Source organism: Microbaculum marinum (genome assembly GCF_037855135.1).
GTDB classification, from domain to species: domain Bacteria; phylum Pseudomonadota; class Alphaproteobacteria; order Rhizobiales; family Tepidamorphaceae; genus Microbaculum; species Microbaculum marinum.
This window is the reverse complement of the sequence record NZ_JAZHOF010000005.1, coordinates 61,484-76,942: the sequence shown is the minus strand read 5'-3', so window position 1 is coordinate 76,942 and position 15,459 is coordinate 61,484. Positions and strand designations below refer to the sequence as shown.

The window sequence follows — 15,459 nt, the reverse complement described above, 5'->3', positions numbered from 1 at the left end:
GGCAGTGTCGGCGGACAATCGGCTGGAAAGATGGCGGCTTCAGCCGCAGACGTCCCTGACCTTGGCGATCAGGGCGTCGGCTGCGACGTCCAGGGCACCGAACTGGCCGTGCAGGTCGAATCCGTTTGCCGCCTGCAGGCTGCGGCCGGTGCCCGACGACAACAGCCAGACGTCGCCGCGCGTGTTGCTCTCGAGCAGAAAGACCTCGCCGGTATCGGCATCGCGGACGATGTCGTGACCCAGCAGCGGGATTTCCGGAAATGCGGAATGGGCCCTCTCGCCGAGCGCGATGACCTCCTCGTCATCGGTAAGCGTGTAGTGCGATGTCTTCTTGTTGGAGACCACGGGGGCTCCGCCGACGCCCGCAGCGCCCTTGAAGCCGTCCCGGGATTCCAGCGGCCGGAAGCCGTTGTCGGCCTCGCATCGGATGGCGAACAGGGTGCGGCCGAACAGGGTGGTGATGCGGTAGTGGTTGGCCCAGCGGCCGGTATAGACGAACTTCTGGGCCACCATCGGCGCGTTGCGGCCGGGATGGTCGTCAGGGTAGCTCTCCGGCGCGGCGTAGCGGACGCGGCCGGTCTTCTTGATGACGATCCCGGCAGCCTTGCGGGCGAGATCCGGCTTGACGATGACGTAGTCGCCCCATTGCTTAGGATCGAGCTTCGTCTCGGGAGTGATCACCTCCCAGTCGGGAACCGGCAGTCCGGCGGCGCGGTAGCGGCGGTATTGCTCGCTTTTCGGCAGATCATGGCCTTCGAAGACCGTGGCATGATCAATGCGGAAGCGCCGCAGTTCCATCATCGAGACGACGACGGTTGGCTGGCCGGCGGCTTGTTTCAGGATTTCCGGGTTTTCTTCCTTGTTCTTGGCAATCAGCACTCCTATTTCCGGGGCACGGGCCGAAATGCGGCGGGCGATTTCCTGGAAGTCTTCGATGGACTGTCGTTCCGGCCAGTGGACGAGTATCAGATTGGGCATGGATCGGCGGTGTACCCGGTTGTCGCGTCGCCGCGCTGCCTAGCCCGATAGGACGGGCCGGTCAAACGGCCAATTTGCTGGAAAGGTCGGCTCATGACGACAGACACTCCCCCGTCTGCGGCAAGGAACGCTGCCGCGCTTTTTCCGACGACCGCAGAGACCCGTCCGGTTACCCGCGATCTCAGGGACTGGGTCCTCGACAAGGGGCACATGAGTGCCGACCTCGGCGAGTTCATCGGCGGGCTCGCCGGCAAGCTGGTCGTCGCCGGCATTCCCGTCTACCGGATCACCAGCGGCATCCCGATCCTGCATCCGCTGATCCGCGCCGAGACCGCCATCTGGATGGAGGGGGCGGGCATCTCCTGGCGGCAGTTCCCGCAGTCGCTGTCGAGCGAGAAGATGTACACGAACAGCCCGCTCTACCACGTCTACAAGAGCGGCAAGACGGTGCGGGTCGCCGTGAAACCGGAGCCGGAACCGGGCGAGTTCGGCATTCTCGCCGACCTGCGCGCCGAAGGCGCGACGGACTACGTTGCGTTTCCGCTGACCTATTCCGACAGCACCAACAAGTCGCTGACGCTGGCGACGCGCCACCCGAACGGATTTTCCGACGCGCACATCGACATCATGGAATCGATCCTCAAGCCGATCGCGCTGGTGTTCGAGATCCACACGCAGCGCCGCTCCGCGGTGACGCTGCTGGGCACCTATCTCGGCCGCTCCACGGCGCCGCGCGTGCTGGCAGGCGAGATCCTGCGCGGCGACGGCCAGCAGATCGAGGCGATCATCTGGTTTTCCGACCTGCGCGGCTTCACCGACCTCTCCGCAAAGTTCACCCCGCGTGAACTGGTCGACGTGCTCGACTTCTACTTCGAGAGCATGACCGACGCGGTGGAGGCGCACGGCGGCGAGGTGCTGAAATTCATCGGCGACGCGGTGCTGGCGATCTTCACGTTCACCAACGAATCCGAGGCGCGCAAGGCGGCGACCGACGCGCTGCAGGCGGCCCACGAGGCAGTCGACAGCCTGTCCCGGATCAGCGACGCCACGTTCTCCGCCTGCGTCAAGAGCCTGTCCGTCGGCATCTCGCTGCACATGGGCGCCGTGTTCTACGGCAATGTCGGTGGCCGCGAGCGGCTCGACTTCACGGTGATCGGCGAGGCGGTCAACATCGGCAGCCGCATCAACGAGCTGACCCGCGACCTCGGTCACACCATCCTGGCGAGCGAGGACTTCGTCGAATACGCCGAGGCGGCCTTCGCCGAGGTCGGTACCTATCCGTTGCGCGGGGTCCGCCAGCCGCAGCGCGTCTTCCATCCCGAGTTGCCGACGACGGACGCGGGCCTGACGCTGCCGGCCCCGGAGCAGACTGTCGCCACGCAGAGGGCCGCCCTGCAGGGCGCGGCGGCTCAAAGCGTGATTTCGGCTCCCTGACGGGCAAACCGGGCGCCTGGGAAACGTCTCTCCGCCTCCATCGCATAGTTGTCCAGCGCTTCGTCGGAGCGATCGGGATGGTGATGGAAGATCACCGGCCTGTGGACGCCGGCACGCTCGGCGAGCTTCAGCCCCTCCTGCCAGGTGGAGTGGCCCCAGCCGACATGGGCGTTGTACTCGCTGTCGTCGAACATGCCGTCGTAGATCATGACGTCGGCTCCGCGCACGAAATCCTCCACCGCGGCATCGATCGCGGCATTGCCGTGCTCGTGGTCGGTCACCGTCACCAGGGTCCTGCCGCCGCTCCTGAAGCGGTAGCCGACCGCGCCGTTGGGGTGGTTGAGGGCGAGGGTCTCGACATCGATGCCGCCGCCGAGATGCAACGTCTTCGGCGGCGCGAAGGTCAGGCACCTGCAGGCCGCCAGATGATCGAACGCGACGGGGAAGATCGGCGGCGACATTACCCGGCAGAGCACGTCCTTGGGATCCTGCTCGCCTTCCAGGTGTCCCGCCCAGAGGCGCAGGGTGGCGGCGGGATTGTAGGCCGGCGCGAAGAAGGGCAGGCCGCAGATGTGGTCGAGATGGAAATGGGAGAACAGGATGTCGATGTCGGCCGCCGCGCTGCTGGTCAGCCTGCGGCCGAGCGCCCGGGCCCCCGAGCCGCAGTCGATCAGTACCGACCGGCCGCCGATCTCCAGCTCCATCGACGTCGTTTCGCCGCCGTAACGCTCCGTTTCAGGACCGGCCGCCGGGGTCGAGCCCCTGACACCCCAGAGGCGTAGGGTCATTGCCGGCTCGCCGCCTGAAGCCATCAATTGGTTCCGTGGTTGGGCAACTGTCCCCGCAGTTCGGCCAGATCGCGGGTAGTGCGTTCGAGACGGCGCGCCAGCACCCGCATGATCTCGAGCGATACCTCGGGGAACTCCTGAAGGATGCGGAAGAAGTTATCCTTGGAAATCGTCAGCGCCGTGACATCCGTCGCCGCGGCAACGGTCGCGGTGCGCGGCGTGTCGCAGAGGAGGGACATCTCGCCGACCACGTCGTTCTTCTTGATCTCGGCGACCTTGCGCTGCTCGCCGCCGCCGGAATCGACCAGCACCTCGCCCACTCCGTCGAGAATGATGAATGCCGAATCGCCCGGTTCCCCCTGTTTGCAGAGCACCTCTCCGGCCCGAAACATCGATCGCTCGGAGATGAAGGCGAGCAAGCGCAGCTTGCCCGGATCGATCGTCCTGAACATCGGGATCGTCCGAAGTGTCTCGACTTCCGTATTGATGCTCATATCACCAATCCCGTCCTCGACCGTCGCCGGGGCTAACCGGCCCCCGCGGCCTCGCCGCCCCGCACGACCGCAGCGACCTCATCATAGCTCCCGGATGCCGCCAGCCGGCCGTTCGACATCACCAGCACGGTGTCGAACCCCCTGGCGCCCTCCAGCTGTTCCATTCCGATGACGAGAGTAGCCCCTTCGGTCTCCTCGCGCACCGTTTGCAGCAGCGGATCGTCGCCGCTGGAGAAAAAGCCGTCGAAAATCGCCACGTTCGACCGTTTCATGAGCGCGCGCACGAGCGCGATGCGCTGGCGCTGGCCGGGCGACAGGCGCGATCCCGCCACGCCGACATTGTAGTCGAGGCCCGCACGCTGGATCTGGCCCTGCAGCCCCATGTCGACAATCACATCGCGGATGATCCGTTCCACCCGCTCATGGCTGCCGCGGCGGTCGACCCGCGTCTTGCCGAACAGCACGTTGTCCTCGATCGACAGCGGCGCGATCAGCAGTTCCGGATCGAAGGGCACGAAATGGGCATCCTCCTCGGCTTCCACAAGCCTGCGGAAGATCGGCCGTGCCGCGACGATCCGGCGCTCCCGCTCCTCGTCGAGCACCTCGAGGCGGTGGCGAGCCGGAACCAGTTCGAAAGCCAATCCGATCAGGTCGGCGCGCTCGCCCTTCGACAGCTTCCCGATGCCCTGCTTGTCGACCCGCTTGATCATCACGTCGTAGGTCGGCATCTCGTCGGGCGTGATGAACGAGAACTCGGCCAGCAGCGAGCCCTCGCCCGACAGCTGCGCGAACAGTTCGATCATCGTGCGGGCGATCTCGACGCCCATCTGCAGGAACTCGTCGGTCAGCTTGGCCTCATCGAGGAACCGGATCACCAGAGGGTCCCTGGCCAGGTCGCGCATGCCGACGGTCGGGTCGGAGGGCAGCGCGAACAGCACGTTCTCGGCCAGAGTCGCACTCGGATTGAGACGGTCGGCGTCCCACAGCTCGACCAGATCGGCTGCCTGCGGATCGGCGAGTATCCGCTCGGCGGCCTTCTTGCGCGCGGCAATCAGTTCGGCGACCGGCGCGCCGGGCGCCTTCGGATCGATCCTGGCCTTGAGTCCGAGGCGGAAGGCGTCGTCGCCCAGGCCGACCTCTTCGAGCAGTGCAAGCGAGCGCTCGTCGAGTTCGGCGACATCGGAGACCTTCGCCTCCGACAGATCGTCCCAACGTGCCGATATCGGGAACCAGGTGTTGCCGGTCTTCTCTGCCTCCTCGACCATCCGCTTGGCCAGCGACGTGTCGGGCCAGCCGTCGCCCAGAACCGGGCGATGCCTCAGCCCATAGGTCAGGTTGCCGCGAATGGTCTCCGAGAATACGTAGGGATTGGCACCGACATACGCAATCGAGCGGCCGAGCACGGCCTCGGGCAGCGTCTCGATATCGCGGCCGCCGATCTTCACCTCGCCGCCGTTGGGAACCACCAGTCCGGCCATTACCTCCAGCAGGTCGCCGCGCCCGTCCGTGTCCTCGCCGACGACCGCGACCGTGGCGCCCTGCGGTATTCGCGCCGAGACATCGGTCAAGGGATGTCCGGCACCGTTGTAGGTGACGGATTTCAGCTCGATCTCGCCGCTCAGGCGCTCGACGCCCTCGGCGTCGTCGATCAGCAGCGGCAGCGGCTTGACGTCGGGGACGTCGAAGTTCTCGACCACCGTCTGGTACTTGATCTCGACGTCGGCGCGGGCCTGATAGAACGCCAGAAGCTCCTTCCAGGGGCTGGCAAGGTCCTTGTAGGCGGCCAGCACGGCGACCAGCGCGCCGAAGCTGAGGTCGCCCTTGATGACGAGGTAGCCGCCGATCGAATAGAAGAAGAACGGCGTCAGCTGGTTGATGAAGTTGTTGACGAACTTGATCAGGAAGCGGAGCTGAAAGCCGCGGTAGCGGATGTCGAAGTTGGTGTAAAGCCGGTCGGACAGGTCGGCGAGGTGCCAGGCGCTGGTGTCGTTGGCATGAATCTCCCTGACGCCGGAGATCGTCTCGCCAATGCGGTCGGCCATCCGCCGGACATTGATCACGCGTTCGCGCGCCAGTCGGTTCACCTTGGCCTGCAGCCAGGGGATGATCCACATCTGCAGCGGATAAAGAGCGATAGCCGCGGCGCCCAGCATGAGATCCTGGGCGAAGATGAAGTAGAGATAGACGATCAGCGTACCGCCCTGGAACGCGGGCAGCGCGATCGCGTCGCCGATGTAGTCGCCGAGCGGCTCCACCTCCGAGGTGATCATCGGAATGATCTCGCCCTGGCTCACCTGCCGGAAGCGCGGCAGACGGAAGCGCAACACCCGCTGATAGAGGTCGTAGCGCAGGCGGCGCAGCATCCGCTCGCCGAGCAGGTTCTTGGCTGTGTTCAGCCAGAACTTGATGCCGTTGTTGATGATGACCAGCGCCAGGAACAGAAAGCACAGGGTGAGCAGGTAGGGCACCTGGTCGAGCTGGATGCCGAGAATCGGCACCGGCTGCGGCCAGTTCGTGCCCTGCAGCGCCTGGTTGACGATCTGCTTGGGCAGGTCGAGGGAATAATAGATCAGCGGGAACGAGCAGAACGTGACCATCAGGATGATGATCTGTTCACGCTTGCTGTGCTTCCAGATGTACCGGAAGAGCGACGGATCCATGAACCTCCCCCCGGGCAGGACGGCTAACCAGCGACGCGAAATGCCGGCCCGTGGCACCCGGAGCAGACATTAGCCCGTTCGCGCCCCGTGGCAAACGGCAAGTGACCTATTGCTTTCGATACAGATAATAGCGGCCGGGGCGGATGCCCTCGGGCAGCGGCAGCTCGTCGAAGCCGGGCAGGTCGAGCGCGTGTCCGCTGACGACGACGGCGCCGGGTGCCGCGCGGTCTGCGACCATCGGCGACAGCCAGGACCTGCGGGAGAGATCGTCGGTCGGGTCGCCGTTCGACAGGTCGGCATGAATCAGAGCGGCCGCCGCGCCGACGCGCGGACCGCAGAACGGCAGCGTGTCGCGGATCTCGCCGAGGATGACGTGGTCGGAATCCGGGATCGACCTCGGCGAGGCCGTGATCTTGCGCTCGAACACGAAGATTTCCCTGTCCGGCAGCTTCTCGCGCAGGTGGTCGAAGGTGCGCCCGTTGCCGAGACCCAGTTCGAGCACCGGTCCGGGTACCCCCGCGATCAGTGCCGCCGCATGGTCGAGGATGCTGCGTTGGGCGACCAGGCGGTTGATCATGCTGTCCAGGCGACTCATGGCTGCGGCCGGTCCTTCATGTTGCGCGTGAGCGCCGTGCCCGATGCTGGCGGTGTCATAGGCGAAGCAGAGAAAGTCGACAACCCGATTGCCCCGTCGGCTCTCGAAGCGTAGGTTCGCCGCGTTCGTGCCGGGGGCAGCCGTGCGGCAATCCAGCGTCCACACTCTTTGCGACATGCCAAACGCCAAGCCGAAGATTCTCATCTACAGTCACGATTCCTTCGGCCTGGGACACCTGCGCCGCTGCCGCGCGATAGCCCACTCGCTGGTCGGCGACAATCCGGACGTGTCGGTGATGATCCTGTCCGGCTCGCCGATCATCGGCTCCTTCGAGTTCCGCTCGCGGGTCGACTTCGTCCGCGTGCCGGGCGTCACGAAGCTGCGCGACGGCGCCTATACCTCCCTCAGCCTGCCGCTCGACATCGAGCACACCATGGCGATCCGCACCTCGATCATCGACCGGGTGGCGGAGGTGTTCGAGCCGGACATATTCATCGTCGACAAGGAGCCGCTCGGCCTGCGCGGGGAGGTGCGCGAGACGCTCGAACGTCTGCGCAACGACGGCGTCCATCTCGTCCTGGGTCTGCGCGACGTCATGGACGATCCGGAGGTGCTGCGCGAGGAATGGGAGCGCAAGCGCGCCCCCGCCGCGCTGGAGGACATCTACGACGACATCTGGGTATTCGGCCTGAAGCAGATATTCGATCCGCTGGAAGGCGTCGGCATCGCCAGCAGCGTCTACGACAAGACGCTGTTCACCGGCTATCTGCGCAGCCAGCCGCCGAACGACGCGCACACACCCGACGCGCTGCCGTTCGGCGAGGATCCCTTCCTGCTGGTCACGCCGGGCGGCGGCGGCGACGGCGTCGAGCTGGTCGACTGGGTGATCCGCGCCTACGAGGCGCGCACGCGACCGCTGTTTCCGGCCCTGATCATACTCGGGCCGTTCATGGAGGCCTCCCACCAGATCGCCTTCATGGAGCGGGCCGAGCAGGTCCGCGACCTGGAGGTGAAGCGCTTCACCGCGAACATGGAGCCGCTCCTGCAGGCGGCGACGGGCGTCGTCGGGATGGGCGGCTACAACACCTTCTGCGAGATCCTGTCCTTCAACAAGCCGGCACTGCTGGTGCCGCGCGTCGTGCCGCGCCAGGAACAGATGATCCGCGCCCTCAAGGCCGAAGAGGCCGGGCTGCTGAGCGTGCTGCCGATCGACCTCTATCCCGACACCGGCCGGATGATCGACGCCCTGGCGCGCGTGTCGCGCCAGAATCCCCCGTCCGCCAAGGGGATCCCGGGCCTTCTGGACGGGCTCGACCGGATCAACGAGCGCGCGGCCGACATCCTGCAGGCGCGCTCTGCGGCCTACGCGCCGCAGTCCGCCGCGGCGTCCTGATCCCGGCCGATGCCGCGCGTCGCCGTCCTCGTCAAAGGGTATCCGCGGCTGTCGGAAACCTTCATCGCGCAGGAGATCCTCGGCCTCGAGCAGCGCGGCATCGAGGTGCTGATCGTCTCGTTGCGCAGGCCGACCGATCCGGACGTCCACGACCTGCACCGCAGGATCAGGGCCGAAGTCCTGTATCTGCCGGAATACCTGAAGGACGATCCGAAGCGCGTCCGGCTGGGGCGGCGCCATTCCGAAGGGCTGTCCGGCTACCGTGCCGCGGAGGCCGCGTTCCGGCGCGACCTCGACCGCGACCGGACGGTCAACCGCTGGCGCCGCTGGGGCCAGGCGCAGGTACTGGCGCGCGAGCTGCCGGCCGACGTCGGCTGGCTCTACGTGCACTACCTGCACACGCCCGCCTCGGTGGCGCGCTATGCGGCGAAGCTCACCGGCCTCGGCTGGTCGTTCTCGGCGCACGCCAAGGACATATGGACCACCGCCCAGTGGGAACTGAAAGACAAGCTCCGGGATGCGGTCTGGGGCGTGACCTGCACTGCGGCCAACCGGGATTATCTGGCTGGCCTCGCCAACCGCCCCGGCAAGGTCGGTCTGGTCTATCACGGGCTCGACTTCTCCAGGTTTCCCGATGCCGACGAGCCATCCGGCCACGATGGCGGCCGGGCCGGCGCAATCCGCATCCTCTCCGTCGGCCGCGCGGTGGAGAAGAAGGGGTTCGACGACCTGATCCGCGCGCTTGCCGGTCTCGGCGATGCGATCGACTGGCGCTTCGAGCATATCGGCGGCGGCGCGCTGCTGAAGAAACTCAAGGCCCAGTCCGAGCGGCTCGGCGTTGCCGATCGCATCTCGTTCCTGGGGGCGCTGTCGCACGACAAGGTGATAGAGGCCCTCCGCCGCGCCGATCTCTTCGTCCTGCCGAGCCGCATCGCCAGGTCCGGCGACCGCGACGGCCTGCCCAACGTGCTGATGGAGGCGCAGGCCCTCGGTGTCGCCTGTATCGCCACCCCCGTTTCGGCGATCCCCGAATTGATCGACGACGGCCGCACCGGCGTGCTGGTGCCGCCGCGCGACCCTGCCGCACTGGCCGAGGCCATCTGCGACCTTGCCGGCGATCCCGTCCGCCGCGCCGCGATCGTGCGGGCCGGATACGAAAGGGTACGCGGCGAGTTCGACACCGCGCCCGGCCTCGACCGGATCGCCACGATGCTGAAGGACGCGCTCGCCCGGAAGGCGGCCTGAGCAACCCGGCATGAGGATCGCCTTCTACGCGCCGATGAAACCGCCGGACGACCCGGTCGTCTCCGGCGACCGGGAAACCGCGCGACTGATCCTGCGGGCGCTCGCCGAGGAAGGTCACGAGGTCGCGCTCGCCTCGCGGCTGAGGAGCTGGCAACGGACGCCGGACGAGGCGCGCTATGCCGAAATCCTGGAGCAGGCGAAGGCTGAGTGCGAAAGGTTGCTCGGCGAACCGCCTTTTCCGGACGTCTGGATCACCTACCACCTCTATCACAAGGCGCCGGACCTGATCGGGCCGACGGTCGCCGACGGACTCGCCATTCCGTACGTCGTCCTGGAGGGCTGCCGGGCCGCCAGTCGGGCAACTGGACCGTGGGCCCGGGAGTTCGCCGACGCCGACCGGGCGTTGAGGCGCGCCGACGCCGTCGCTGCCCTGCATAAAGAGGATGCAGAGGGGCTGGAGACGTTCCTTCAATCAGGTCGGCTACACCGGCTCAGCCCGTTCGTCGACGCGGCGCGCTTCGACGCGGTGGCAGCGCGGGAGCGTGACGGCGACCCGCCGGCTCTCGTGGCGGTCGCAATGATGCGCCCGGGCGACAAGGAAGCGTCCTACCGGCTGCTGGCCGACGCGCTGGCCCGCCTCTCCGGCCGGCCGTGGCGCCTGATCCTGGCCGGCGACGGCCCGTTGCGCGACGATATCCTGGCGCTGTTCCCGCGCGACCGGCTCGACTGGCGCGGCGCCGTGCCTCCCGAAACCGTCGCGGATGTCTATGCCGAGGGCGACATCTTCGTCTGGCCCGCGATCAACGAGGCCTTCGGCGTTGCATTGCTGGAGGCGCAGGCAGCCGGCCTGCCGGTCGTGGCGGGACAGTCCGGAGGCGTGCCGGACATCGTGCGGACCGGAGAGACCGGTCTCGTGGTGCCCGAGGGTGATGCCGTCGCCTTTTCCGATGCATTGGCAACGCTCATCGACCATGCCGATCTGCGCCGAGACTATGGACGCGCCGCTGCCGCACATATCCGGCAGCGCCACGATATTGCCACGGCGCGGCGCACGCTTGCGGGCATTCTGGAGGCGGCCGAAGCCGGCCACTCCCGCCGCCGGGCAGCGTCTGGCGTACCGTCATGAAAGCCCTCGTCTACGTCCAGCATCTGCTCGGCACCGGCCACGTGGTCCGCGCCGCCGCGCTCGGGCGTGCGCTCACGGCGCGAGGCGTCGAGGTCACGCTGGTGTCCGGCAACCGGGTGCCGCCGACGGTCGATAGCCACGGCCTGAGAGCGATCGAGCTGCCCGCTGCCCGATCGGCCGACGAAAGCTTCTCCGCCGTGGTCGACGAGGCGGGACGACGGATCGATGAGGGCTGGAAGGACCGCCGGTGCCGCCAGCTCCTGTCGCTCTTCGACGAGGTGGCGCCGGACATCCTGGTCACCGAGACATGGCCGTTCGGCCGCAACGCATTCGCCTTCGAGCTGGAGCCGCTGATGCGGGCGACGCGCGAACTGGTGCCGCGGCCGCTGGTCGCGGCCTCGGTACGCGACATTCTCGTCCGCAAGCCGGAAGCTGACAAGGAACGGCGAATGGCCGAGCGCGCGCGGTCCTTCTGCGACCTGGTGCTCGTGCACGGCGACCCCCGGTTCATTTCCTTCGGCGAGAGCTTCCCGTTCGCCGCCGATATCGCCCGTCTGGTCCGCTACACCGGATATATCGACACCGGTACCGGCGCTCCGGAGCCGCCCCCGGGCGACGGGCAGGACGAGGTGGTCGTCTCCTGCGGCGGCGGGGCCGTCGGCGCCGCCCTGCTGGAGACCGCGCTGTCGGCACGCGCCCTGTCTGAACGCGCAGGCAATGCGCGCTGGCGGGTGCTGGTCGGCAGCGATCTCGACGACCTCGTGCTGGCCGACCTGAAGACCAGGGCGGGTCCCGGCATCCTCGTTGAGCGGGCGCGTCGTGACTTTCCCGGCCTGCTGCGGCGCGCGCGCCTGTCGGTCAGCCAGTGCGGCTACAACACTGCCGTCGACGTTCTAGCTGCCGGCTGCGCCGCCGTCTTCGTGCCGTTCGCCGCCGGGGCGGAGACCGAACAGACGCAGCGTGCCGCCGTTCTCGCCGAACGCGGTGCCGCGGCGGTCGTCGAGGAGACCGGGCTTACGCCGCAGCGGCTGGCGACGGCGATCGACAAGGCACTGGCGCTGCCGAAGACGACGCTTGCGCTGGACCGCGACGGCGCGCGTCACGCCGCCGCCCTTCTCGTCGACACCCTGAACCAGATCCGCGGAGAGCCGGCATGAGTCCGGCGGAGTTCGAGAGCCGTCTTGTCTCCCGCCTGGACGGGCTCGCCGGCGATGGCCAGAGCATTGACTTCTGGTGGCGCGACGACGATGCCGTCGAGCCGACGGCGGACCTCGACAGGCTGATCGCGATCGCCGAGCGGCACGCCGTTCCGGTTGCGCTCGCCGTGATTCCCGAACCGGCGAGACCCGAACTCGGGCAGCGGCTTTCGGATGCGCCCGGGGGTATTGTCGTCTTCCAGCACGGCTTCGTCCATCGCAATCATGCGCCGAAGGGCGAGAAGGCGGCCGAACTCGGTGCCCACCGCGCCGCCGATACCGTGCTCGGCGAACTGCGGAGCGGCAACGACAAGCTGACCGAACTGTTCGGGGAGAGGTTCCTCCCGGTCCTGACGCCGCCCTGGAATCGCGTCGGTGACGAGGTCGCCGCACGCCGCGGCGAGGCCGGACTGACCTGGCTGTCGACCTTCGCCCGCATGCACGCCGGCGACGACGCCTGCGTGAACACCCATGTCGACGTCATCGACTGGAAGGGCAGCCGCGGGTTCGCGGGGTTCGATAAGATGTCGAGAGTGCTGGACGAGGAACTCGAGCGGCGCGTGGCCGGCGACAGGTCTCCGATAGGGCTGTTGACGCACCACCTCGCCCACGACGAGGGGGTCTGGTCGTTCCTGGATTGCTTCCTGTCCCTCGCGGCCACCCATCCTGCGGCCAGTTGGCCGGCCCTCGCAGACCTGTTCGGCGGCGAGGGCGCCTGAGTCAGGCGGCCGGCCGGATCAGCCGCAGGCGCCAGCGCACGTTCTTCGACTGGCTCGTCAGCTCGAGCGCGTCGAGGATGTCCCAGTAGGGGTCCTCGCAGGCCGTCTCCATCGCCCGGACCTTGGCGTAGCCGCCGCCGGTCTCCTTCCAGGGCGCGTACATCGAGACGGCGATGACGCCGCCGGGCGCGAGCCAGTCGGAATAGCGCCGCAGTTCCGCGCCGGGGTCGTCGGCGAAATGCAGGACCTCGTTGAAGACGATTGCCGTGAACGCCTCGCCGGGATCGGGAGCGAAGGAGGACAGATCGGCGGCCACGAGTCGCGAACGACCCTCATCGACCTTGGCCAGCGCCAGCGCCTCGCTCGAAATGTCGACGCCGACATAGGTTTCGAGCGCCGCCCCGTCGAGGTGGCCGAACAGGACGCCTTCGCCGCAGCCGACATCCAGGACCCGGGCTCCGGTATCGGTCGCTCTCAGCCAGCCGGCGATGGCCCCGGTGCGGGCGATCTCCTTGATGTCGAGCAGGAAGCGCCAGCGGCCTTCGCGAAACTCGGCATCCCATTCCTCGCCGGTCGCGGCGTTCGGCATGACAGGTCCTTTCGTGGAGTCGGTGCTATGTCTTGTAGGGATCGGCTGCGTCGCGCAACCCGTCACCGAGGAAATTGAACGCCAGCACCACGATGATCACCGGGATGACGGGCGCCATCAGCCACGGATAGACGGTAACGATGGTGATGTTCTGCGCTTCGTTGAGCAGCACGCCCCAGCTTACCGCCGGACGACTCAGGCCAAGGTTGAGGAAGGACAGGGCCGTCTCCCCGAGGATCATGTTGGGAATGGCCAGCGTCGCGCTCGCCACCAGATGGCTGGTGAAGCCGGGCAGCAGGTGCTTGCCGATGATGCGCCGCGGCCGCGCTCCCATCAGCACCGCGGCGCGGGCATAGTCCTCCTCGCGCAGCGACAGCAGCTTGGAGCGCACCGCGCGTGCCAGCCCGGGCCAGTCGAGCATGCCCAGGATCACCGTGATGCCGAAATAGATCCAGATCGGGCTCCAGGTCACCGGCAGTGCCGCCGAAAGCGCCATCCACAACGGCAGTTCGGGAATGCAGCGCAGGATCTCGATCAGACGGTTCACGGCGGAATCGACGAAGCCGCCGAAATATCCCGCGATTCCCCCGAAGAACATGCCCAGCACGATCGAGATGGTGACGCCGACGATGCCGATCGTCAGCGACAGGCGTGCACCGTAGACCAGGCCGGAAAAGACGTCGCGGCCGAGCCGGTCGGTGCCGAGTAGGAAGAGCGTGCCGCCATCGGCCGGGCAGACCAGGTGGAACCGCCCCGGAATGAGGCCCCAGAACTCGTAGGGCGCGCCGAGGCAGAGGAACCGGAGCGGCTGCACCCCGTCCGGGTCGGGGCCGTACCGCCAGGACAGCGTCTCCATGTCGAGTTCCGCCGTGTAGCCGCGCACGAAGGGGCCGACGAACCGGCCCTGATCGAAGAAGTGGATGGCCTGCGGCGGGGCATAGAGAAAGTCGTCGTTGCGCTGGTTGGCGCCGTAGGGCGCGATGATCTCGGCGAACGGAACCGCCATGTAGAAGATGAGCAGCACGATGCCCGCGGCGACGGCGATCTTGTGGCGCCGGAACTTCCACCAGACGATCCGCCATTGCGACGCCTGATAGTATCGTTCGCGATCGGGGTCGGCCGGCGCCTCGCGGTTCGGGTCGAACGGCTCGGTATCGACGAAATGCTTCGGCTTGTCGTCCGCCATACTCATCGGCCAGCCTCCCTATCGCCCGGCTTCGGCGCCGAGCCGGATGCGCGGGTCGACGACCGCGAGCAGAAGGTCGGAGATCAGCATCCCCACCAGTGTCAGAACCGAGACGAACAGGATGATGAAGCCGGCGAGGAACTGGTCCTGGCTCTGCAGGGACGTCAGCAGGATCGGCCCGACCGTCGGCAGGTTGAGGACCACCGACACGATCACCGATCCCGACACCAGCGAGGGGATGATGTTGCCGATGTCGGCGATGAAGGGATTGAGTGCCATGCGCATCGGATACTTGACCAGCAGCCGCGCCTCGCGCAGGCCCTTTGCACGGGCCGTCGTCACGTATTGCTTGTGCAGTTCGTCGAGCAGGTTGGCGCGGAGCCTGCGGATCATCCCGGCCGTCCCGGACGTGCCGATCACGATGGTCGGGATGATCAGATGGGCCAGCACCGACAGCGCCTTGTCGACGCTCCACGGCTGGCCGACGAACTCCGGCGCCATCAGGCCGCCGACCGACAGGCCGAACCAGCGGTTCGACAGGTAGAGCATGATCAGGCCGAGCAGGAAGTTCGGCGTGGCGAGGCCGAAATAGCCGATCAGCGTGAAGCCGTAGTCGCCCCAGCTGTACTGCCGCGTCGCCGAGTAGATGCCGATCGGAAACGACACCACGTAGACGAACAGAACAGTGGTGAAGTTGAGGATGATCGTCAGCAGCAGCGTCGGCCCGACGACCTGCTCGACGGGCCTGGCGAACTCGAAGGACCAGCCCCAGTCGCCCTGCAGCAGGCCGGAGAACCCGTGCGGGCCCGGCCAGGCGCCGATCCAGATCAGGTAGCGCTGCCAGAACGGCGCGTCGAGCGCGAACTCGTGGCGCAGGAATTCAAGCCGGGCGACACTCGACGCCTCTCCCTGCGCCTTGAGCTGTGCGATCTGGTTGGACAGGTAGTCGCCCGGCGGCAGCTCGATCACGAAGAAGATGAGAAAGCTGATCACCAAGAGCGTCGGCACCATTCCGGCGATTCGTCGGAGGGCGTAGACGAGCATTACGACTCCCTG

14 protein-coding genes are annotated in these 15,459 nt (G+C 67.2%); 6 read left to right on the top strand and 8 right to left on the bottom strand.

Going from position 1 to position 15,459, the window contains the following annotated elements; genetic code table 11:
• Window positions 1-39: 39 nt before the first annotated feature.
• Window positions 40-978 (bottom strand): ATP-grasp domain-containing protein, encoded by a 939-nt coding sequence (locus V3328_RS13140; protein ID WP_340330133.1) that lies wholly within the window; start codon window positions 976-978, stop codon window positions 40-42.
• 93 nt (window positions 979-1,071) lie between these two features.
• Between V3328_RS13140 and V3328_RS13135 the strand changes: the two genes are divergently transcribed.
• Window positions 1,072-2,412 (top strand): adenylate/guanylate cyclase domain-containing protein, encoded by a 1,341-nt coding sequence (locus V3328_RS13135; protein ID WP_340330132.1) that lies wholly within the window; start codon window positions 1,072-1,074, stop codon window positions 2,410-2,412.
• Here V3328_RS13135 and V3328_RS13130 read toward each other — a convergent pair.
• The 4 genes from V3328_RS13130 to V3328_RS13115 form a co-directional block, all read right to left on the bottom strand.
• A complete protein-coding gene (locus V3328_RS13130; RefSeq protein WP_340330131.1) occupies window positions 2,388-3,200 on the bottom strand; it encodes an MBL fold metallo-hydrolase in 813 nt (270 codons plus the stop codon). The genes V3328_RS13135 and V3328_RS13130 overlap by 25 nt on opposite strands.
• A 23-nt stretch (window positions 3,201-3,223) precedes the next feature.
• On the bottom strand, window positions 3,224-3,694 hold the full coding sequence (locus V3328_RS13125; RefSeq protein ID WP_340330130.1) for a cyclic nucleotide-binding domain-containing protein: 471 nt from the start codon (window positions 3,692-3,694) through the stop codon (window positions 3,224-3,226).
• A 32-nt stretch (window positions 3,695-3,726) separates the two neighbouring features.
• Window positions 3,727-6,354, bottom strand: coding sequence for an ABC transporter transmembrane domain-containing protein (locus V3328_RS13120; RefSeq protein ID WP_340330129.1), 2,628 nt, complete (start codon window positions 6,352-6,354; stop codon window positions 3,727-3,729).
• Window positions 6,355-6,460: 106 nt separating this feature from the next.
• Window positions 6,461-6,949 carry a class I SAM-dependent methyltransferase gene (locus V3328_RS13115; protein ID WP_340330128.1) on the bottom strand — a complete coding sequence of 163 codons (489 nt, stop codon included), beginning with the start codon at window positions 6,947-6,949 and terminating at the stop codon, window positions 6,461-6,463.
• A 142-nt stretch (window positions 6,950-7,091) separates the two neighbouring features.
• Here V3328_RS13115 and V3328_RS13110 point away from each other — a divergent pair, with 142 nt between their 5' ends.
• Genes V3328_RS13110 through V3328_RS13090 form a run of 5 tightly spaced genes read left to right on the top strand, consistent with a single transcriptional unit; the run spans window position 7,092 to window position 12,628 of the window.
• Entirely contained in the window at window positions 7,092-8,342 is a 1,251-nt protein-coding gene (locus tag V3328_RS13110) for a glycosyltransferase family protein (protein WP_340330127.1), read from the top strand.
• A 9-nt stretch (window positions 8,343-8,351) separates the two neighbouring features.
• Window positions 8,352-9,587, top strand: a complete 1,236-nt coding sequence (locus V3328_RS13105; protein ID WP_340330126.1) for a glycosyltransferase family 4 protein — start codon at window positions 8,352-8,354, stop codon at window positions 9,585-9,587.
• A 10-nt stretch (window positions 9,588-9,597) separates the two neighbouring features.
• The gene (locus V3328_RS13100) at window positions 9,598-10,713 is read left to right on the top strand and encodes a glycosyltransferase family 4 protein (RefSeq protein WP_340330125.1); all 1,116 of its coding nucleotides are present in this window, start codon (window positions 9,598-9,600) and stop codon (window positions 10,711-10,713) included.
• Entirely contained in the window at window positions 10,710-11,870 is a 1,161-nt protein-coding gene (locus V3328_RS13095; protein WP_340330124.1) for a glycosyltransferase family protein, read from the top strand. The genes V3328_RS13100 and V3328_RS13095 overlap by 4 nt, the downstream gene beginning before the upstream one ends.
• Window positions 11,867-12,628, top strand: coding sequence for a polysaccharide deacetylase family protein (locus V3328_RS13090; protein ID WP_340330123.1), 762 nt, complete (start codon window positions 11,867-11,869; stop codon window positions 12,626-12,628). Before V3328_RS13095 ends, V3328_RS13090 begins: the two co-directional genes overlap by 4 nt.
• A gap of 1 nt (window position 12,629) precedes the next feature.
• Here V3328_RS13090 and V3328_RS13085 read toward each other — a convergent pair whose 3' ends face one another.
• Genes V3328_RS13085 through V3328_RS13075 form a run of 3 tightly spaced genes read right to left on the bottom strand, consistent with a single transcriptional unit; the run spans window position 12,630 to window position 15,447 of the window.
• The gene (locus tag V3328_RS13085) at window positions 12,630-13,217 is read right to left on the bottom strand and encodes a class I SAM-dependent methyltransferase (protein ID WP_340330122.1); all 588 of its coding nucleotides are present in this window, start codon (window positions 13,215-13,217) and stop codon (window positions 12,630-12,632) included.
• A gap of 25 nt (window positions 13,218-13,242) precedes the next feature.
• Window positions 13,243-14,409: an ABC transporter permease gene (locus V3328_RS13080; protein ID WP_340330121.1), complete on the bottom strand. Its 1,167-nt coding sequence runs from the start codon at window positions 14,407-14,409 to the stop codon at window positions 13,243-13,245.
• Between the two features lie 12 nt (window positions 14,410-14,421).
• On the bottom strand, window positions 14,422-15,447 hold the full coding sequence (locus tag V3328_RS13075) for an ABC transporter permease (RefSeq protein WP_340330120.1): 1,026 nt from the start codon (window positions 15,445-15,447) through the stop codon (window positions 14,422-14,424).
• Window positions 15,448-15,459: the final 12 nt, after the last annotated feature.

What these genes read in the sequence shown, in the direction of transcription:
- V3328_RS13140 (WP_340330133.1), bottom strand. Translation starts at nt 978, where the DNA reads ATGCCCAATCTGATACTCGTCCACTGGCCGGAACGACAGTCCATCGAA.
- V3328_RS13135 (WP_340330132.1), top strand. Translation starts at nt 1,072, where the DNA reads ATGACGACAGACACTCCCCCGTCTGCGGCAAGGAACGCTGCCGCGCTT.
- V3328_RS13130 (WP_340330131.1), bottom strand. Translation starts at nt 3,200, where the DNA reads ATGACCCTACGCCTCTGGGGTGTCAGGGGCTCGACCCCGGCGGCCGGT.
- V3328_RS13125 (WP_340330130.1), bottom strand. Translation starts at nt 3,694, where the DNA reads ATGAGCATCAATACGGAAGTCGAGACACTTCGGACGATCCCGATGTTC.
- V3328_RS13120 (WP_340330129.1), bottom strand. Translation starts at nt 6,354, where the DNA reads ATGGATCCGTCGCTCTTCCGGTACATCTGGAAGCACAGCAAGCGTGAA.
- V3328_RS13115 (WP_340330128.1), bottom strand. Translation starts at nt 6,949, where the DNA reads ATGAGTCGCCTGGACAGCATGATCAACCGCCTGGTCGCCCAACGCAGC.
- V3328_RS13105 (WP_340330126.1), top strand. Translation starts at nt 8,352, where the DNA reads ATGCCGCGCGTCGCCGTCCTCGTCAAAGGGTATCCGCGGCTGTCGGAA.
- V3328_RS13100 (WP_340330125.1), top strand. Translation starts at nt 9,598, where the DNA reads ATGAGGATCGCCTTCTACGCGCCGATGAAACCGCCGGACGACCCGGTC.
- V3328_RS13095 (WP_340330124.1), top strand. Translation starts at nt 10,710, where the DNA reads ATGAAAGCCCTCGTCTACGTCCAGCATCTGCTCGGCACCGGCCACGTG.
- V3328_RS13090 (WP_340330123.1), top strand. Translation starts at nt 11,867, where the DNA reads ATGAGTCCGGCGGAGTTCGAGAGCCGTCTTGTCTCCCGCCTGGACGGG.
- V3328_RS13085 (WP_340330122.1), bottom strand. Translation starts at nt 13,217, where the DNA reads ATGCCGAACGCCGCGACCGGCGAGGAATGGGATGCCGAGTTTCGCGAA.
- V3328_RS13080 (WP_340330121.1), bottom strand. Translation starts at nt 14,409, where the DNA reads ATGAGTATGGCGGACGACAAGCCGAAGCATTTCGTCGATACCGAGCCG.
- V3328_RS13075 (WP_340330120.1), bottom strand. Translation starts at nt 15,447, where the DNA reads ATGCTCGTCTACGCCCTCCGACGAATCGCCGGAATGGTGCCGACGCTC.